Below are 18,460 nucleotides of genomic sequence, written 5' to 3' on the forward strand. Positions count from 1 at the left end.
ACATCGGCCTGCATGCTTCGGATCGACTCGATCAGTCTGGCCAAGCGCAGCGCGGCGAGTACGCCATACGCTCGAGGGGGCGCGCGATACAGCGGCCGGTTGGTCGGGTTGATGCCTTGCACGGTCATCCACCCCATCGTTCGATCATCCAGCCCGCCGTGCCAAAGATCGGGCAGACTGGCGCAGCCGTTCGTGAACGGGCCGCCGCCCCAATACTCCTTCTCGTTCAGGAAGATCTTGTCGCCGTACTCCTTCAGTTCCGCGGCAGTCGCGCGATAGCCCCAGCGGAAATGAATGACGGGCGAGAACGACGGCTCGGGCTTGACGTAGTTATTGGGAAGCAGCTTCGGATTGAGAAACCCATCCGGCGTCACGCTTTCCGTGTACTTCGCGGGCGTCAATTGCCCCGCATCGATGCCGTGATACATCATCTGATCGTCCAGACGTCCGAGCCTGCGATTCAGGCCTTTGCACAGCCCGTCCTCCGACGCCTCGAACCATTCGCCTTCGGAATTCACCCCATGCACGAAGATCACGATACCGGGCAAGGGCAATTGCTTGATGCAGATGAGCGGCGTGTTCTTCGCGAACATCGTCACGCCTTCGCCCCGGCCGACGACAATCGGCGGCGGTGCCGGCCGCGACACAGCTACGTCGTCAGCATCGACTTTCGCCGCAGGTTGGTCGCGATGAGCAGTCGCCATCAGCGGCGGTTCAAGAAATGAATCAGTCATGCGGATTCCTTCGCGATCCTATGTATTGTTTTTGATGAACTGCACCGCCAGTCTCTCGAACTGGTCAGCATCGACAGCCGGAAGTTGGCCGGCCGCATCGCTCGACAAGTTCGACAGCGGTCCGGACGGCCTTTTGACCTCGCCCTCGAATCCCGCCGCCGCATTGCCGTCGGTGGATCGGACCAGCTTCGGTACTCGACCAAGCGTGTCCTGACCAAACTTCGGCATGTCCGCACTCATGCTTGCAGGCCCGTCCCACACATGCCCTGCCGACTTCACCGTGAATGTCCCCGGACATCCCAGTTCGATATCCCCACCGCGCAGCTTGAGATACGCCCCGCCGGACGTGACGAACACGACTTCATCGCTCGCCGTGCCGACGAGGTTTCCGCCACTGGCCGTCAACTGAAGGTTCTTCGCCGAATCGACTTGCGTATCGTCGTGCTGCGATTGAATCGTGACCTTCCCTCGATTCGCGATCGCCGACACGCCGTCGCCGTGCGCGAACATCGCGACGCCACGACCGGCATGCAGCTTGATGCGCTCGCCGCTGCTGACCTGAACGTGTTGCTGCGCGATCTGATCGATGTTCTCGCCCGCATACATGACGTGCGTCCTGGGCGTGACGTTGAGCGACCCCGACTGCGCGCCGAACGCGATCAACGCGGGCGCATCGCCGGTCGTACCGGGCCGCGCACCGTCAGGCGTCCAGTTGCGGAACGCACCGGCGACGTTGTCCTGACCGGCGGTATCGGCCGACTGTCCGCCATGCTCGCCGGCATAGTCGCCGAGCGATTTGAACAGCGCCGTGCATTCGTCGAGCAGTCGAATCAGTTCGTCTCGATCGAGCTGACCGCCGGTGGCCCGTGTGCGCGCATAGGTCGACAACAGGATGCCCTGCGCCGCGCGCAGAGCCGCGGCGGCGTCGGTGCGCAGCTCGGCACCTTCGCCGCGATCCTTCCCGTGTCCGCTTTCGCGCGGCTGGGTCAGATAGCCGAGATTCAGTTGGGTATGCGCATGTTCGCTCGCCAGCTGCGCCGAGATTTGCGACGGCGTATCGTCGAGACGAAGCTGATTGTAGCGCCGGCCGTTGATTTCCTTGGTCTTGATGCCCGACAGGAAGCGGTTGCCGGGGAGCGCGCCCGTATGGGTGAACGTCACGGGCGGGTTCGCGCCGTTGCTCAGCACGCCGATGATGACGAGCCGGTCCGGGTCGCCGGACAGACATCCCAGCAGCACTTCCATGCCGACGCGCGGCAGGAAGAGCGCGCCGAAGTTGCCGCCCGCGAGGCTTGTACCGACGCGAATCGGCGCACTGTCGCCGGCCCGGCCGTTCGTTCCGGCGCCTTGCGCGTGCGCGTGATCGGCCGGATCGTGCCCGTGGATCAGCACGCGCACGCGGCCGGCCCCGTCGCAAAACACTTCCTCGCCCTGCGCGCCGACGATCGTGCCGGTCAGCAGGTGCACCGGCGGTACGTCGACCTTCGGATCATAGGCGGGCTTGAGCGGCACGCCGCGTCGCACGCACGTGAAACGGTTTTCATAGCGCGTGTCGGTTTGCTCCGGCAGATCGACAGGTGCCGGCGCAGCCGTTTGCGCGAGGTTCCGGCTCGCCGCGAACAATGTGTGCGCGCGGCCCGCGAGCGGCTTCGGCAGGTTGTTCCAGATATCGTGCCGAACCGACGTGACGACGAACTGGCGACGATCGGCCGGCCGCATGTCCAGCTCCGGGTCGCCCGTCAGCGTGAACCAGTGGCCGACGGGCAGGTCGCGTACGCTGCTGATTCCGTCGTAACGCTCGGCTTCGAACTGATGCGCCAGTATCCGGTCGCGCGTGATGCGATCGTGATCGCGCCATGAGTCGCCGACGTGCGGGATGTCGATCGCGACGTCGGTCAGCAGGCGCGCAAGGTCGTTCCCGGCTTCGCCCTGGTCAAGGTCCGTGACAGCGGTGGAGTCATCTGCACGGGCTGGCTTGTAGTCCCAGGACGCGCGGCGGACCTGGCCGGGAGACACGCTCTGGCAGTGCGCAAAAAGCGTCACCGTGTCGCGTTGTTCGGTTCCGGCGTCGCGCGGGTGAAGCCGCAGCGTACCGGCCGGCGCTTCCTTCAGGCGATGCGGGTCGTCGCAGAACACGAGCGTATGAATCGGCCACGCGTCGTTCATGCCGCGCGCGCCTCCGGCCGGCTCGGCCTTCGCGAAGACCGTGATGCCTTCCCGACGCAGCAGACGCCGGATGAAACGAGCGTCCGACTCGTTGACCTGCCGCGTGAGTTCGCGCACCGGATAGCGATCGGCCTGCAAGCCGGACAGGTCGAAATCGAATGCGCGCGCGAGTGCGTGGCTGCGCAGTTTCCACTCGTTCATCAGCGTCGCGAGAATCTCCGTCACGCGGCGCGAACGGAATACGCGAGCGTTGGTGCGGCGGTCCATCAACGACAGCGCGTCACACACGTGCAATTGATAGACGGTCAGTTCGCCGTCGGATTGACCGGTTCGCACTTCGCGCACGATCGCATTGATCGCACGCGTACTGCCGCGGTCGGTCGTCAGCCGGACCGATACGGGCAGGCCGAGAAACAGCGTCGGCGACAGATGATCGTGGCTCGACACGCAGGTCAGCTCGCCGTCGATGCCGGACATCAGGCCTTCGCGGATATCGGCGTGATGGAGCGCAAGCAAGTGGCCGACCGCGCGCTGCGCCCGGCCGAAATGGAGATCGACGGGTCGCGAGTTCCCGTCGGTCAGACTGGACGCAAATTCCCGAAATGTTCTTGCTATCGACATCGTCATAATCTCATTGCTTTTTTATTGATTAGGATTTGTTTGAAATGTGGTCCTGTTTGAATTGAGGAAATCGGATCGAAAATTCGCGTCGAGAATATCAAGCTTGTCGGTCTCGATAAATGTATTTTTGTTTTTGTATGGCTGGATGATTGGTTTGAAACGGTATTTTTCTTTTTCGGCGATTCGGATGATTTTGAAAGGTCTCGTATTAATCGGTAAAAAGGGCGGGCGCAAGGTGGTTCTGTCAGATTGCGTGGTTGTCGTGCAGGTCTTTTTATTTAAATAAAATCGATTTATGGATTTCGAAGATAGGATCCGTCTGATATCGAAGAAAATGGCGGCGTATTGCGCTGACGAAAAACGTGTGGACGGATTGCTTCGTGCCTGCTCGGATCGCATCTGCCGGTTGCCGGTCTCGTCATTCGCCGCATCCTGATCGGCGCGCGGCCGGGCGGCGCGCCGAACCGCGTTCATCGGTCGCGCAAGCGGCGTCGCGTGCGGGCCTCGCTGATGTCTATGAGGGATTCCCCCGTAACCGGGGAAGGAGCGCTGCTTCAACGCTGCCGCCGTTCGCACAGCGCTTCTCCATCGACCTTTCCCGCCTGCCGCGCCCGATTATTTGCGTTTCGCGAATGGCGCGTTCGCCGGTTGTTCCATACCCGATCCGCGTGCGCGCACCTATCGTTCGGGCGTCGGCTGATTGAATTCGACGCCTGCAACCGGAACGAAGCCGGACAGGCGGCCGCCACTTCCTCGCGACTCACGTCGCGTCGCACACCCAAGACAACGGACCTGGCCGATGCGCGGACGCCCCGGCGCGCGCAAGCGGACCAATCCACGGAGACAGACATGAAAGCAAACGAGTGGGATACCTCCTATGAGTGGAAGGCGGTGACGCTGCTGGCGCTCGGCTTCGGCCTGGTCGGCCTCGACCGCTGGCTCATCGCGCCGCTGTTCCCTTCGATCATGAAGGACCTGCACCTGAGCGCGCAGGACGTCGGCAACTGCATCGGCGTGCTCGGCCTGTCGTGGGGCATCTTCGCGGCGCTGATGGGCGGCATCTCCGACAAGGTCGGCCGCCGCAAGGTCCTGATACCCGCCATCATCGCGTTCTCGCTGCTGTCCGGCTTCTCGGGCCTCGCGGGCGGCTTGCTCGGCCTGATCGCGATCCGCGGGCTGATGGGCGTCGCCGAAGGCTCGTTCTGCCCGACCAGCTTCGCGGCCACCGCCGACGCGTCGCACCCGCGGCGGCGCGGCCTGAACCTCGGGCTGCAGCAAAGCGGCTTCGCGCTGTTCGGGCTGGCGCTGTCGCCGATCATCGCGACCCAACTGCTCAACGTCGTGTCGTGGCGCTGGGTGTTCGCGCTCGTGGCCATTCCCGGGCTGATCCTCGGCGCGATCATGTTCTTCGTGATCCGCGAACCGAAGCGCGCGAAGGAGGTCGTGTCGGAGCACGCGCCGGCGTCGCTCGGCCATGTGCTCAAGAGCCGCAACATCCTCGTCGCGATGGCCGCGCTGTGTTGCGCGATGACCGGCGTGTTCGTGCTCGGCGCGCTGCTGCCGCTGTACCTGACGGATTACCTTGCGCTCGGCACGCAGAAGATGGGCCTCGTGGTGTCGGCGATCGGCTTCGGCGGCTTTCTCGGGCAGTTCGGGCTGCCGGGGCTGTCCGACGTGGTGGGCCGCCGCCTCGCGAGCATCGCGGGCTTCGCCGGCACGGCGGTGATGCTCTACATCTTCCGCGGCCTCGGCCCGCAACCGGTCGTGCTGTTCGTTGTCCTGTTCGTCGCGTCGTTCTTCACGCTCGGGCTGGTGTCGCTGCTGTCGGGCCCCGTCGCGACCGAAGCCGCGCCCGTCGGCCTCGTGTCGACGTCGATCGGCGTGGTGGTCGGTTGCGGCGAGATCTTCGGCGGCGGCATCGCGCCGGCGATGGGCGGCTACGTCGCCGCGCACTTCGGGATCCAGAACATTCTGTGGCTGCCGATGGGGGCGGTGCTGCTCGGCATCGTGGTCAGCATGCTGCTGCGGGAGACGGCCCCGGCCGTGTTGCAGCGCCGCGTAGGCGTGCAGCCGGAGCTGTCGGCGGGCAAGCAGCCGTAACGTGCGGCGCGGTCATGCGCGCAGCCGGCGGGATTGACACCCGTCAGGTGACAGTGTGACGCGTTCGGCGTGACCCACCCGGCCGGCAGGTGCGGTTAGACTGCCGGTTTGGCTTTCGGGAAAGGTGCGGCATGGACCGGTTTCTGAGCATCGAGGCGTTCGTCAGGGTCGCGGAGGCGAGCAGCTTCGCGGAAGCGGCGCGGCAGCTTGGGGTCACCAGTTCGGTCGTGACGAACCGCATCCAGCAGCTGGAGAAGTTCGTCAACGCGCCGCTGTTCCATCGCAGCACGCGCCACGTGCGGCTGTCCGAAGTGGGCGAGACCTTCTACCGCGAATGCGCGGAAGTCGTGGGGCGCGTCAACGAGCTGACCGACCAGATGCGCGAGCTGCGCGCGACGCCGACCGGGCGGCTGCGCATCCAGATGCTGCCCGGCTTCGCGCTCGATCACTTCGGCGTGCCGCTCGCCGAATTCAATCGCCGCTATCCGGGCATCCAGCTCGACATCATCGTCAATGACCGTGTCGTGGACCCTGTCGAAGAAGGGTTCGACATCGCGTTCCAGATCTTTCCGCCGATATCCGAGTCGCTGATCGAGCGGCGCCTGTTCGTGGTCCGACGCCTGTTCTGCGCGTCGCCGGCCTACCTCGACGCGCATGGTGCGCCACAACATCCGCGCGAATTGCTGCAGCACACCACGGCGCTGTATTCGGGTTATCCGTCACGTAACCGCTGGACGCTGACACGCGGCGACGAGGTCGTCGAAATGGAGCTGCCGGGCATGATCCGCTCGAACTCCGTGCACCTGCTGCGCGAGTACGCGCTGACGGGCGGCGGCGTCGTGTGCCTGCCCACGCTGGTCGCGAGCGACGCGCTTGTCGCGGGCCGGCTGGTGCCCATCCTCACCGACTTCCAGATCGCGCCGCTGAGCTTCGCCGCCGTTTATCCCGCAACGCAGCGACAGGCGTTGAAGGTGAAGGCGCTGGTCGAATTCCTCGTCGAATACATCGGCGACGAGTCGCCGTGGGATCGCCCGCTGCTGGAGCGCGGCTGGGTTCGTTGAGCGAAGCGATTATTCGCGAAACGCAAATGCCGTAGTCGCGCTTCGTTGCCTTGTTGACGGGCGTCGTCGCCCCTAAAGTTGAATCCAACAAGAGGTTCAACTCAGGAGACAGCAATGACCGACACGGCATTCCACACCGTCTTTGGCTCGCTCGACGGCTACACGAAGGGCGAGATCGAAATCACCAGCGGCAGCGCAAAACACTACGCGTTCTCGAACGTCTTCGAGATCGCATCGAAGTCGGCCCCCTACGAAAAGGTCGTCGCCGGCAAGAACCTCGAATACGTGATCGAAGTGCTGCGCACCGAAGGCCAGTCGCCGTGGTTCGCGTGCGCGCACGACGAGTTCGCGATCCAGATGGACGGCGAAGTCCGCATCGACTTCATCAAGCTCGACAACCCGCCCGCCACCGGCCGCGGCACCGTGAACGCCGGCACGCAGCCGGCGGGCCGCGAGATGGGCTACGTCGTGCTGCGCAAGGGCCACCAGGCACTGCTGCCGGCCGGCTGCGCGTATCGCTTCACCGCCAGCAAGCCGGGCGTCGCGCTCGTGCAGACCGTGCTCGGCGAGCTGTCCGTCGAGAAGTGGGCCGACATCTGCCTGCACTGATCGATTCGATCGCGAAGATTCAACTATTCCAGGAGACACGTTATGGCCACCCTCGAGACCCTCGATCTTTCCGCAGGCTTCGGCGCCGATCTGGTGCAGGCCACGCAAGCCGATGCCGTCACCGGTTACCGCCGCTTCCACCTCGGTGAATTCGCGTTCCAGCGCGACGAGTATTTCGTGAAAATCAGCTGGCCGGCGAAAGGCCAGAGCCGCACGCACGCGATCCCCGCGGACGCATTCCTGCGCGCGATGATGCGCGACGTCGCGTGGGGCTTCTTCTACGGCTGGGTGAATTTCGATCACGTGTTCGGCACGCGCAATCACTACGGCAAGGTCGACGTCTATGCGGGCACGTTCAACGGAATCCTGAAGGAAGCCGGCGTCGACTACACCGAGACGTTCGAAACGCCGACGATCATGGCGACCTTCAAGGCGATGCTGCACGACTGGACCAACGAAGGCTTCGATCCGTTCGCGGCGCCGGAGGAAACCGGCACGGCGTTCGGGCGCAAGCACGGCGAGAACGGCTCCGCGATCGAACGCACGCGCATCGCGACGCGCCGCATGCCGGGCCTCGAAGGCGACTCGCCGCTGCGCGACGATCTGCCGGTCAACCGCGCGTTTCTCGACGTCGCTCAGGACGAGCCGGAAGTGCACGTGAAACCGGGCTTCGAAGGCGAGCTGCACGCGTTCAACCTGTTCAAGTATCTGTCGCGTTCGGACGTGACGTGGAATCCGTCGGTGACCTCCGTGTGCGGGCGCAGCCTGTTCTGCCCGACCACCGAGGAATTCATCCTGCCGGTATTCCACGGCAACGACCGCGTCGAATGGTTCCTGCAACTGTCCGACGAAATCGTATGGGACATCGGCGACAAGAACACCGGCGCACCGCGCGCGCGCGTCACGATGCGGGCCGGCGACATCTGCGCGATGCCCGCCGACATCCGGCACCAGGGCTACTCGACGAAGCGTTCGATGCTGCTGGTCTGGGAAAACGCGACGCCGAACCTTCCGCAGCGATACGAGAGCGGCGAGCTGGCGCCGTATCCGATCGAGTTCTGAGCCGCGCCGGCTCGCACAAGCACACCATCGAGGACGATTCATGCAAACCCAACTCTTCATCGACGGCCGTTTCGTCGACGCCGTCGAGCGCGGCACGATCGACGTGCTCAATCCGCACGACGGCTCGCTGATCACGAAGATCGCCGCCGCCACCGCGGCGGACGTGGACCTCGCGGTCGAAGCCGCGACCCGCGCATTCCCGAAGTGGTCGGCGATGCCGGCGGCCGAGCGCGGCCGGCTGCTGCTGCGCCTCGCCGACGCGATCGAAGCCAACGCGGAGGAACTCGCGCAGCTCGAATCGCTGGACACCGGCCACCCGATCCGCGATTCGCGCGCGCTCGACGTGCCGCGCACGGCCGGCTGCTTCCGCTACTTCGGCGGCATGGCCGACAAGCTGCAGGGCTCAGTGATTCCGGTCGAAACCGGCTTCCTGAACTATGTGCAGCGCGCGCCGATCGGCGTCGTCGGCCAGATCGTGCCGTGGAATTTCCCGCTGATGTTCACGAGCTGGAAGATGGGCCCGGCGCTGGCGGCCGGCAACACCGTCGTGCTCAAGCCGTCGGAGATCACACCGCTGTCGACGCTGCGCATCGTCGAACTGATGGCCGAAGTCGGGTTTCCCGAAGGCGTCGTCAATATCGTTCCCGGCTACGGTCATACGGCCGGCCAGCGTCTCGCCGAACACCCCGGTGTCGGGAAGATCGCGTTCACCGGTTCGACGGCGACGGGCCGCCGGATCGTCGAGGCCTCGCAGGGCAACCTGAAGCGCGTGCAGCTGGAACTCGGCGGCAAGGGCGCGAACATCGTGTTCGACGACGCGAACCTCGACGCCGCCATCAACGGCGCCGCGTGGGCGATCTTCCACAACCAGGGGCAGGCGTGCATCGCGGGGTCGCGGCTCGTACTGCATGAACGCATCGCCGACGAATTCCTCGAGCGCTTCGTGTCGCTGGCGTCGTCGATCCGCGTCGGCAACCCGCTGGACCCCGACACCGAGATGGGTCCGCTGACGTCGAAGCAGCATCTCGACCGCGTGCTGTCGTTCGTCGACGTCGCGCGCGAGCAGGGCGGCCGCGTGCTCGCAGGCGGCAGCGTGCCGCAGGACGCGGCACTCGCGAACGGCTACTACGTGCGCCCGACCGTCATCGAGGCGAAGAGCGCCGCCGACCGCGTCGCGCAGGAGGAAGTGTTCGGCCCGTTCGTCACGGTGCTGCGCTTCGGCAGCGACGAGGAAGCGCTGGCGATCGCCAACGCGACCGAATACGGGCTCGGCAGCGGCCTCTGGACCAACGATCTCTCCCGCGCGCACAGGATGGCGTCGCGCATCGACGCGGGCATGTGCTGGATCAACTGCTACAAGCGCGTCAATCCGGGCAGCCCGTTCGGCGGCATCGGCAAGTCGGGCTACGGCCGCGAGATGGGTTTCGAGGCGATGCACGACTACACGGAAGCGCGCTCGGTGTGGGTCAACGTCGACGGCAAGGTGCCGCCGCACTTCAAGCGCTGAGGCCGAGATGGAGCGCTTCGTCTATCAGGGAACGCCGTCCCGCGTCGTGTTCGAATGGGGCGCGCTCGAACGGCTGCCGGACGAGTTGTCCGCGCTCGGCGCGCAGCGGGCGCTGATTCTGTCGACGCCCGAGCAGCAGCCGCTCGCCGAACGCGTCCGGGACGTGCTCGGCGAGCGTGCGGCCGGCGTGTGTGCGCAGGCCGTGATGCACGTGCCGGTCGAGGTGGCGCGGGCCGCGCGCGAGATGGCCGCCGAGCTGGGCGCGGACTGCTGCATCGCGATCGGCGGCGGCTCGACGATCGGGCTCGGCAAGGCGATTGCGCTCGAGTCGTCGCTGCCGATCCTCGCCGTGCCGACGACTTACGCGGGCTCGGAGATGACGCCGATCTTCGGGCTCACGGAAGGCCGGCTCAAGCGCACCGGACGCGACGCGCGCGTGCTGCCGCGTACGGTGCTGTATGACCCGTCCCTGACGCTGTCGCTGCCGCGGCGGATTTCCGCGGCGTCGGGCGTCAATGCGATGGCGCATGCGGTCGAGGCGCTCTATGCGGAAGATGCGAACCCGGTGATCAGCCTGATGGCCGAGGAGTCGATTCGTGCGCTCGGCGAAGCGCTGCCCGCGATCGTGCGCGCGCCCGACGACCGCGAGATGCGCAGCCGCGCGTTGTATGGCGCATGGCTCGCGGGCACGTGCCTGGGTGCGGTCGGCATGGCGCTGCATCACAAGCTCTGTCATACGCTCGGCGGCACCTTCAACCTGCCGCACGCACAGACGCACGCCGCGATGCTGCCGCATACCGCGCACTACAACCATGCGGCGGCGCCCGACGCGCTGCGCCGCGTCGCGCGGGCGCTGGGCGGCACCGACGCGGCCGACGCCGGCCCGCTGCTGTTCCGGTTGAACCGGCAACTGGGCTTGTCGGCGGCGCTGGCCGACATCGGAATGCCGGAAGCGGGCCTCGACGAAGCCGCCGACCTCGCGTGCCGGAACCCGTACGCGAATCCGCGGCCGATCGAGCGCGCGCCGATCCGCGAGTTGCTTCAGCATGCGTGGGAAGGGCGCGAGCCGCAGTGAGCGGCCGGCTGCATACAAAGGAGACGAACGTGACGAATGATCATCATGATGACGGCGACACGCGGTTGACCGAGCAGGTCGTCGCCAGCTTCGACGGTACGCCGAACCCGCGCTTGCGCGTGCTGATGCAGAGCCTCGTGCGGCACCTGCATGCGTTCGTCCGCGAAACGGAGCTGACCGAGGCCGAGTGGATGGCCGCGATTCGCTTCCTGACCGAAACCGGGCAGATGTGCGACGACGTGGTGCGCCAGGAATTCATCCTGCTGTCGGACACGCTCGGCGTGTCGATGCTGGTCGATGCGATCAACCATCGCTTCGCCACCGGTGCGACGGAAACGACCGTGTTCGGCCCGTTCTACATCGAGGGCATGCCCGAGCGCGCGTATGGCGAGAACATGGCGTTCACGCCCGGCACGCCGGTCGTCGTGCATGGCCGCGTGCTCACTACCGACGGCGCGCCGGTTCAGGGCGCCGTGCTCGACGTCTGGCAGACCGCCGAGAACGGCATGTATTCCGGGCAGGATACGGCGCAGCCGCACGGCAACCTGCGCGGCCGCTACCGGACCGATGCCGAAGGTCGTTACGCGATCACGACGATCCTGCCGGTCAGCTATCCGATTCCGACCGACGGCCCGGTCGGGAAGATGCTCGATGCGACCGGCCGCCATCCGTGGCGGCCGGCGCACCTGCATTTCATGATCGATGCACCGGGCTACCGAAAGCTCGTCACGCATCTGTTCGACGAGAACGACGCGTATCTGCAGTCGGATGCCGTCTTCGGCGTGAAGCCGTCGCTGATGGTCGCCTATCGGCCGCGTGCGGCGGGTGGCGCGCTCGCGCGCCGGGTCGGCTTGAGCGGCCCGTATCGCGAGGCGACGTACGACTTCGTGCTCGACCGGAGCTGACCGACATGGCGCGATTCTTTGCGGTGTTCGCGACGGACCAGCCCGGCATGCGCGAGGTGCGCGACCGCGTGCGGGCGACGCATCGGACCTACCTGCGTTCCGCCGCGCAGCACGGCGTGTATGTGCGGCTCGGCGGGCCGACGCTCGATCCGCAGGGCGATGCGATGAACGGCACGCTGCTCGTCGTCGAGGCGGACGACATCGATGCGGTGATGCAGTTCGTCGGCAACGATCCGTATGTGAAGGAAGGGCTGTTCTCGCGGGTCGAGGTGCGACCGTGGGACTGGAGCCTCGGCAATCCCGAGCGGAGAGCGTGAGTCATGGGTGCCACGCAACTCTGTCGCTTCGCCGATGTGCCGGATGGTGGCGCGCGGGTCGTCGATGAGACGCGCATCGGACGTCCCGTCATCGTCGTGCGGCGCGGGGAGCAGGTGTGGGCTTACGTGAATCGTTGCCCGCATTTCTCGGTTCCGCTCGATTTCGTGCCGGGCAGCGTTTCCTGTTATCGATCCCAGGTGCTGATGTGCGCGCATCACAGTGCGCTGTTCCGGTTCGACGACGGGGTGTGTATCGACGGGCCGTGTTCGGGTGCCGGGCTGGAAGCCGTGGCCGTCGAGGTGGATGCGGCGGCGTGGGTGATTTGCCGGAGCGCCTGAATCGGCGGAAGGGTCGATTGCACCAGGCTGGATGAAATCGGAAATGCGCGGGATTTCATTCGTTCCAGTCAATAAGTAAAGCTAAGTAAATCTCATTATGCCGGACCGGATGCAAGCCTGATCCGGCGGGAAGGTGTTGTTTCACGAAGCATGGGCGGATCGTTCGCGACTGGCGGGCGACAGGCTCGAATTTCAAAAAAAGACGGAGACGCAATGAAGCTCAGGTTTGGAGTATTCGCGATGCTGGCCATCGCGCAGGGTGCGTATGCACAAAGCAGCGTGACCATGTTCGGTCTGATCGACAGCGGTATCTCGTACGTCAGCAACGAGGGCGGCGGGAAGAACGTCAAGTTCGACGACGGCATCTTCACGCCGAACCTGTTCGGCTTTCGCGGCACGGAAGATCTCGGCGGTGGATATCACGCGACGTTCGCGCTCGTGAACCAGTTCTCGATGGCGAACGGCAGCATCATCGGGACCGGGATTTTCGGACGTAATGCATACGTGGGCATCGAGAGCGACCGGTTCGGCAGCATCAGGCTCGGGAATCAGTACGACTTCATGGTCGATTCGCTGTTTGCGAAGGGGAATGCGATCTCGATGGACATCTCGGGGCTGTACGGATTCAGGAATGGCCCGTTCCAGCGTCTCGCGCTACCCGGTAACCCGACCGGCGCGTTCGACTGGGATCGCACGGCAGGCAGCAAGCCAGTCGCGAACTCGGTCAAATACAGTTCGCCGACGATTGCAGGGTTGTCGGGCGGCGTGATGTATGCGTTCGGCGGCGTGGCCGGTTCCATCGGCGCGGACAATGCCGTGAGCGCGGGCTTGAACTACGAAGTCGGCACGCTCGGCATCGGTGCCGCATATACGAACGAGAAGTACGGCCCGGCGCCCGGCACGCCGTCGACCAGCGTGCGCAACTGGGGTGTCGGGATGCACTACGACTTCGGTGCGGTGAGCGCGAAGGCACTCCTGACCACCGTGCACAATTCGTTCAACGACGCCGGCGTGTGGATGGCCGAGGCCGGCGGCGTGTGGCGCATCAGGCCGGACGTGTTTCTCGGCGCGAAGTACATGTACATGAAGGGCAACGAAGCCGTGAACGACAACCATGCGCATCAGGTCAGCGTCGCGCTTCAATACCTGTTCACGAAGCGGACGATGGTCTACGTGTCCGCCGATTATCAACGCGCGAACAGCGGCGCGAACGCGCAGATCAACGGCGTGCTCGATCCGAACGGGGCGTCGAGTTCAGCGAGTCAGGCGGTGGCGCGGGTCGGCCTGCATACGATGTTCTGATGGCGCGGCGGGCGGGACCGGCGTCGCGGTCCGCCCGCCAACCGACTACCGCGCCGCTGCGGCCGCCTCCTTGGCCTTGTCCTGTTCCGCCGCCAGCGCCGCATCCGCCGCCTGCGCGCGCTGGATCGCCGGGCGCGCCAGCACGCGATCGATGTACGCGCGAATGCGCGGCGTTTCGGGCACCAGCTTGAACATCGTCGTCCAGTTCAATGCCGAGCCCCACAGCACGTCGACCGCCGTAAAGCGCTCGCCCAGCAGGTAGGGCCCTTTCGCCAGTTGCGCATCGATCCGCATCATCACGGTATCGAAGTCGCCGTACGGCGACGTCGAGTAGGCCGCGGGCGGGCGATTCATCGAGCGGTCGACGATGGCCGGCTCGAGGCACGAGCCATAGAACGTCATCCAGGTCAGATACGGCCCGCGCAGCGAATCGCCCGGCGCCGGCGACAGGCCGGCTTCCGGATACAACTCGGCCGCGTACATGTAGACGGCGGCCTGCTCGGTGACGATCACGTCGCCATGACGCAGCGCGGGAACCTTGCCCAGCGGGTTGATGCCGAGGTAGTCGGCTTCGTGATGTTTTCCGGTGGAGAGGTCGAACGCGTGCAGTTCATAGTCGGCGCTCAGTTCTTCCAGCAGCATCCGCGCGCCGGCCGAGCGGCTGCGCGGGGAGTGGAACAGGGTCAGGTGACGGTCTTGCGGCATCGCGGGCTCCGGTGTGCATTCGGGACAGGTCGACCAATATAGGACGGCCGCGCGGCTTCGTCTTGGAAAAATCCGCTGCGGCGGTGCATCATCACGCAGTCACCTCAACGGTTCGTCACCATGGCCGACTTGCGTAACGTGACCGAGACGCCCAAAGGCGTCGTCGGCCCGAAAGCCTTCAATCAGCGCTTCCGCCTGAATCGCTATTACCCGTGTGCCGACCTGGCCGGGGTGCTGGATCACCACTGGATCGTCGAATGGGATCTGCGCGACCAGCCGCCGTATGTGCAGCGCACGCTGCCGTATCCGTGCGTGAATCTGGTGTTCGACCGGCGGCGGACGGGGATCTTCGGCGTGGTGTCGGGGGCGTTCGAGACGACGTTGGCCGGGGCCGGGCGGGTGATTGGCTTGCGGTTCCGGCCGGGCGCGTTTCGGGCGTTCTTCGGCAAGCCGGTGCATTTGTCGACCGACAAGGTGCTGCCGGTGTCGACGCTGCTCGATTGCGGCGACGCGCAAGCCGAAGACGCCGTGCTCGGTGCCGAGGATGATGCCGGGATGGTGGCGGCCGCGGAGGCGCTGCTGTTGCGGGTGCTGCCGCCGGCCGATCCGCAGGTCGAACGTATTCATGGCATCTTGCAGATGCTGCAGCAGGATATCGGGCTCACGCAGGTGCGCGATCTGGCCGAGCGCGCGGGGTTGAGCGAGCGCACGCTGCAGCAACTCTTTTCCGACTATGTGGGCGTGACGCCGAAGTGGGTGATCTGTCGTTATCGCCTGCATGAGGCGGCCGACAAACTCGCCGGCGGCGAGCCGGTCGATCTCGCGGAACTGGCGCAGGCGTTGGGGTATTTCGACCAGGCGCATTTCACGCGCGATTTTCGCAAGCTGGTCGGGAAGGCGCCGGCGGAGTATCGGCGGGAGGATCGGCAGGGGTGAGGTTGCGGATGAGCGGGCGTTGGCCTGCTTTCGGCTGGCAATGAACCGGCGAAGGGGCGCTCAGGGCATCGGTGAATTTCAAACAATGGATGCGTTGCCTATCATTCCACCCTATAGTGCTCGTCGTTGACCGATCCGCAAGAAAATCAGGAGCCTTCGTGTTTCATCGGAAATCCAAGTTGGGGCGTTCGAGCTTCGCGTGCGTCGTCGCTTTGACGATGATCCTGGCGCCCGTCGCGGCGCATGCAGAGGCGGAGGCCGTCGACGGCACGACGCACGTCGTGCCTGCTGCCGATCACGACGCGTCGCCCGCACGACCGATCGTCGGCGACGACCCGGCTGCCATTCGGAATGCCCTGAAGAAGCTGCACGTCAGCCCCGCGCCGCCTTCCTTGAGCGACCGGGTTCGCGGCCTGGTCTCCGACGCAACCGACCGGTATGCCCCGAATCCCGACCTGGCGGCCGTCGGCCTGGATCGCGACGTGACGTTCGTGGTGCCGGTGCAGTACGGGCTGAGGTACCGGTCGCAGCGGCACCTGTTGACGCTGGACGTCGACCTGTTCGACGCGGAGCACGGCGACCGGACGGGCGTCCTGCTCCGGAAGGTCACGAAGGGGCCGCGAGGGCGAGGGCTCGTGATCGCCCCCGAAGCGAAAGCGAAAGGGTACATCCAGCAGATCGACATCATCGAACTCGATTCCGGGCATGGGAAAAAGACCACGGTTCGCAGCCGGATGCGGATTTCGCCTGCCGTGTACGCTCAAGCGCATGGCGACTTCGCGCTCGTCTTTACCGGGCGCCTGGTTCGGCCTTATCTGACCGAGCAAGTCGAGCATGCCGATCCGAGTATCGACGAGCCGACGGACATTACGACCCGGATCTCCAGGGTGCATATGGATATCAATGCGATCTCGCTGGTGAGTCCGTCGAGCGGGGTTGTGTTGGCGAAAAAGCTGAAGTTGTCGAAGTAGGGTTTTTTCCTGTGCAGGGCGGTGATGCCGACCGGCTTGCGGGGGCACGCATGTCGCGTGCTTCGGCGCCGGTCGTCTGCGCGATTGCGTGCGATTGTGGTGCGGTCGGTTTCCGGTCGGCAAAGCCCGGCCCTCCGCGATATCCCCTCACTCCACCGTCACCGACTTGGCCAGATTCCTCGGCTTATCAATATCCGTCCCCCGTGCCAACGCCGCGTGATAGGCGAGCAACTGCATCGGCACCGTATGCAGGATCGGCGACAGCGGCCCGTAGTACTCATTGAGTCGAATCACCTCGATCCCCTCACTCGGCACCAACCCGCAGTCCACATCCGCGAACACGAAAAGCCTGCCGTTCCGCGCGCTGACTTCATGCATGTTCGACCTGAGCTTTTCGAGCAGCACGTCATTCGGCGCCACCGCAATCACGGGCATTTCGTTACTGACCAACGCCAGCGGCCCATGCTTCAACTCCCCGGCGGGATAAGCCTCCGCGTGGATATACGAAATCTCCTTCATCTTCAGCGCGCCTTCGAGCGCGATCGGATAATGCATTCCGCGTCCGAGAAACAGCATGTTGTCGCGTCGCGCGAGCAGCTCCGACCAGCCCATGATCTGCGGCTCCAGCGCGAGCACCTTCGACATCGCATCGGGCAGATGCCGCAGCGCGCGCAGATGCGCCTTCTCCTCGTCGTCGCTCAACCGCCCGCGCACCTGCGCCAGTGACAACGTCAGCAAGAACAACGCCACGAGCTGCGTCGTAAAAGCCTTCGTCGACGCCACCCCGATCTCGATCCCCGCACGTGTGACGAACTGCAGCGCGCATTCGCGCATCAGCGCACTCGTCGCGACGTTGCAGATCGCGAGCGTGTGCAGCATTCCGCGCTGCTTCGCGACGTGCACGGCCCCGAGCACGTCAGCCGTCTCGCCGCTCTGCGACACCGCGACGACCAGCGTGCGCGGATTCGGCACGCTGTCGCGATACCGGAACTCGCTCGCGATCTCGACACTCGCCGGCAGCTTCGCGATGCTCTCGATCCAGTACTTCGCGGTCAGCGCTGCGTGATAGCTGCCGCCGCACGCGAGCAGCAACACCGAATCGACGTCGTTGAACGCGCGCCACGCGCCGTCGCCGAACAGCTCCGGCATGATCGACCCGACATCGAGCAGCGTATCGGCCACCGCCTGCGGCTGCTCGAAGATCTCCTTCTGCATGTAATAGCGATACGATCCGAGGTCGGCCGCGCCGCTATGCGCGGCCACCCGCTGCACCGCACGCTCGACGCGCTGGCCGGCCGCATCGACGATCCAGTAGCGATGCAGCTGGATATCGGCAACGTCACCGTTCTCGAGGTAAGCGATCCGATCGGTGATGCCCGACAACGCGATCGCATCCGACGCCAGGAAATTCTCGCCATCCCCGACACCGACGACGAGCGGCATCCCGTCGCGCGCACCGACGATCCGGTGCGGCTCGTCGCGGCACATCACCGCGATCGCGTAGCTGCCGCGCAGTCGCGCGACCGCGCGGCGCACCGCGTCGAACAGGTCGCCGTCGTACAGGTGATCGATCAGGTGCGCGATTGCCTCGCTGTCGGTCTGGCTCGCGAACACATAACCATGCGCCTGCAGTTCCGCGCGCAGCTGATCGCAGTTCTCGATGATCCCGTTGTGCGACAGCGCGATGCGCGCGTTGTCGTCGCTCGGCGAGAAGTGCGGATGCGCATTGAGCGTGACGGGCGCGCCGTGCGTCGCCCAGCGCGTATGCGCAATACCGGTGTAGCCCGACAGCGCATGCCCGGCGATCTCGCGCTGCAGGTTGGCGACGCGGTCGACGCTGCGCGCGCGGGCCAGCGCACGATCGCGATAGACCACGACGCCGCACGAGTCGTAGCCGCGGTATTCGAGCCGCTTCAGCCCGTCGACGAGGTTCGGCAGGATGTCCCGCTGGGCAACCGCCCCGACAATTCCACACATAGCGCGCTCCGTAAATGTCCTGTCTGGACCCGTGACAGCGATGGTAGAGGCGCATGAATGGAATTAAATTTCA

16 protein-coding genes and 1 pseudogene are annotated in these 18,460 nt (G+C 65.3%); 12 read left to right on the forward strand and 5 right to left on the reverse strand.

Features of this window, described 5'->3' with window-relative positions:
- The 3 genes and pseudogenes from DIE04_RS27955 to DIE04_RS27965 form a co-directional block, all read right to left on the reverse strand.
- Positions 1-734: pseudogene (locus tag DIE04_RS27955) on the reverse strand (hypothetical protein); the annotation flags it as partial.
- Between the two features lie 18 nt (positions 735-752).
- The gene (locus tag DIE04_RS27960; RefSeq protein ID WP_124524205.1) at positions 753-3,521 is read right to left on the reverse strand and encodes a type VI secretion system Vgr family protein; all 2,769 of its coding nucleotides are present in this window, start codon (positions 3,519-3,521) and stop codon (positions 753-755) included.
- A gap of 21 nt (positions 3,522-3,542) precedes the next feature.
- Complete coding sequence (locus DIE04_RS27965; RefSeq protein WP_124524204.1) at positions 3,543-4,097, reverse strand: hypothetical protein; 555 nt, start codon at positions 4,095-4,097, stop codon at positions 3,543-3,545.
- A 273-nt stretch (positions 4,098-4,370) separates the two neighbouring features.
- Between DIE04_RS27965 and DIE04_RS27970 the strand changes: the two genes are divergently transcribed.
- The 10 genes from DIE04_RS27970 to DIE04_RS28015 all read left to right on the forward strand — a co-directional run bounded on the left by DIE04_RS27970 (position 4,371) and on the right by DIE04_RS28015 (position 13,798).
- Positions 4,371-5,621: an MFS transporter gene (locus tag DIE04_RS27970; RefSeq protein ID WP_124489249.1), complete on the forward strand. Its 1,251-nt coding sequence runs from the start codon at positions 4,371-4,373 to the stop codon at positions 5,619-5,621.
- Between the two features lie 131 nt (positions 5,622-5,752).
- Positions 5,753-6,682: a LysR family transcriptional regulator gene (locus DIE04_RS27975; RefSeq protein ID WP_044848336.1), complete on the forward strand. Its 930-nt coding sequence runs from the start codon at positions 5,753-5,755 to the stop codon at positions 6,680-6,682.
- Positions 6,683-6,796: 114 nt separating this feature from the next.
- Positions 6,797-7,291, forward strand: a complete 495-nt coding sequence (locus DIE04_RS27980) for a hydroxyquinol 1,2-dioxygenase (RefSeq protein ID WP_124523322.1) — start codon at positions 6,797-6,799, stop codon at positions 7,289-7,291.
- A gap of 42 nt (positions 7,292-7,333) precedes the next feature.
- Positions 7,334-8,353: a hydroxyquinol 1,2-dioxygenase gene (locus DIE04_RS27985; RefSeq protein ID WP_124524203.1), complete on the forward strand. Its 1,020-nt coding sequence runs from the start codon at positions 7,334-7,336 to the stop codon at positions 8,351-8,353.
- Between the two features lie 40 nt (positions 8,354-8,393).
- Positions 8,394-9,860 carry an aldehyde dehydrogenase family protein gene (locus DIE04_RS27990; RefSeq protein WP_124523323.1) on the forward strand — a complete coding sequence of 489 codons (1,467 nt, stop codon included), beginning with the start codon at positions 8,394-8,396 and terminating at the stop codon, positions 9,858-9,860.
- Positions 9,861-9,867: 7 nt separating this feature from the next.
- Complete coding sequence (locus DIE04_RS27995) at positions 9,868-10,935, forward strand: maleylacetate reductase (protein WP_124524202.1); 1,068 nt, start codon at positions 9,868-9,870, stop codon at positions 10,933-10,935.
- 29 nt (positions 10,936-10,964) lie between these two features.
- Positions 10,965-11,840 carry an intradiol ring-cleavage dioxygenase gene (locus tag DIE04_RS28000; RefSeq protein WP_124524201.1) on the forward strand — a complete coding sequence of 292 codons (876 nt, stop codon included), beginning with the start codon at positions 10,965-10,967 and terminating at the stop codon, positions 11,838-11,840.
- Between the two features lie 5 nt (positions 11,841-11,845).
- Positions 11,846-12,157, forward strand: coding sequence for a YciI family protein (locus DIE04_RS28005; protein ID WP_044848341.1), 312 nt, complete (start codon positions 11,846-11,848; stop codon positions 12,155-12,157).
- 3 nt (positions 12,158-12,160) lie between these two features.
- On the forward strand, positions 12,161-12,496 hold the full coding sequence (locus DIE04_RS28010; protein WP_124489255.1) for a Rieske 2Fe-2S domain-containing protein: 336 nt from the start codon (positions 12,161-12,163) through the stop codon (positions 12,494-12,496).
- Positions 12,497-12,709: 213 nt separating this feature from the next.
- Entirely contained in the window at positions 12,710-13,798 is a 1,089-nt protein-coding gene (locus DIE04_RS28015) for a porin (RefSeq protein WP_124524200.1), read from the forward strand.
- Between the two features lie 45 nt (positions 13,799-13,843).
- Here DIE04_RS28015 and DIE04_RS28020 read toward each other — a convergent pair whose 3' ends face one another.
- A complete protein-coding gene (locus DIE04_RS28020) occupies positions 13,844-14,503 on the reverse strand; it encodes a glutathione S-transferase family protein (protein ID WP_124524199.1) in 660 nt (219 codons plus the stop codon).
- A 120-nt stretch (positions 14,504-14,623) separates the two neighbouring features.
- On the opposite strand from DIE04_RS28020, the gene DIE04_RS28025 reads away from it, so the two are divergent.
- Complete coding sequence (locus DIE04_RS28025; RefSeq protein ID WP_044848345.1) at positions 14,624-15,439, forward strand: helix-turn-helix domain-containing protein; 816 nt, start codon at positions 14,624-14,626, stop codon at positions 15,437-15,439.
- A gap of 158 nt (positions 15,440-15,597) precedes the next feature.
- Positions 15,598-16,410 (forward strand): hypothetical protein, encoded by an 813-nt coding sequence (locus tag DIE04_RS28030; RefSeq protein WP_124524198.1) that lies wholly within the window; start codon positions 15,598-15,600, stop codon positions 16,408-16,410.
- A 147-nt stretch (positions 16,411-16,557) separates the two neighbouring features.
- On the opposite strand, the gene glmS is transcribed toward DIE04_RS28030, so the two are convergent.
- Positions 16,558-18,387 (reverse strand): glutamine--fructose-6-phosphate transaminase (isomerizing), encoded by a 1,830-nt coding sequence (gene glmS, locus DIE04_RS28035; protein WP_124524197.1) that lies wholly within the window; start codon positions 18,385-18,387, stop codon positions 16,558-16,560.
- Positions 18,388-18,460: the final 73 nt, after the last annotated feature.

This window comes from Burkholderia sp. Bp8994 (assembly GCF_003853805.1).
Classification (GTDB): Bacteria; Pseudomonadota; Gammaproteobacteria; order Burkholderiales; family Burkholderiaceae; genus Burkholderia.

Excerpts from the sequence above, each read along its gene's own strand:
- DIE04_RS28025 (WP_044848345.1), top strand. The coding sequence starts at position 14,624 with ATGGCCGACTTGCGTAACGTGACCGAGACGCCCAAAGGCGTCGTCGGC.
- DIE04_RS27980 (WP_124523322.1), top strand. The coding sequence starts at position 6,797 with ATGACCGACACGGCATTCCACACCGTCTTTGGCTCGCTCGACGGCTAC.
- DIE04_RS28010 (WP_124489255.1), top strand. The coding sequence starts at position 12,161 with ATGGGTGCCACGCAACTCTGTCGCTTCGCCGATGTGCCGGATGGTGGC.
- DIE04_RS27985 (WP_124524203.1), top strand. The coding sequence starts at position 7,334 with ATGGCCACCCTCGAGACCCTCGATCTTTCCGCAGGCTTCGGCGCCGAT.
- glmS (WP_124524197.1), bottom strand. The coding sequence starts at position 18,387 with ATGTGTGGAATTGTCGGGGCGGTTGCCCAGCGGGACATCCTGCCGAAC.
- DIE04_RS28005 (WP_044848341.1), top strand. The coding sequence starts at position 11,846 with ATGGCGCGATTCTTTGCGGTGTTCGCGACGGACCAGCCCGGCATGCGC.
- DIE04_RS27960 (WP_124524205.1), bottom strand. The coding sequence starts at position 3,521 with ATGTCGATAGCAAGAACATTTCGGGAATTTGCGTCCAGTCTGACCGAC.
- DIE04_RS27990 (WP_124523323.1), top strand. The coding sequence starts at position 8,394 with ATGCAAACCCAACTCTTCATCGACGGCCGTTTCGTCGACGCCGTCGAG.
- DIE04_RS27975 (WP_044848336.1), top strand. The coding sequence starts at position 5,753 with ATGGACCGGTTTCTGAGCATCGAGGCGTTCGTCAGGGTCGCGGAGGCG.
- DIE04_RS27995 (WP_124524202.1), top strand. The coding sequence starts at position 9,868 with ATGGAGCGCTTCGTCTATCAGGGAACGCCGTCCCGCGTCGTGTTCGAA.
- DIE04_RS28020 (WP_124524199.1), bottom strand. The coding sequence starts at position 14,503 with ATGCCGCAAGACCGTCACCTGACCCTGTTCCACTCCCCGCGCAGCCGC.
- DIE04_RS27970 (WP_124489249.1), top strand. The coding sequence starts at position 4,371 with ATGAAAGCAAACGAGTGGGATACCTCCTATGAGTGGAAGGCGGTGACG.
- DIE04_RS28015 (WP_124524200.1), top strand. The coding sequence starts at position 12,710 with ATGAAGCTCAGGTTTGGAGTATTCGCGATGCTGGCCATCGCGCAGGGT.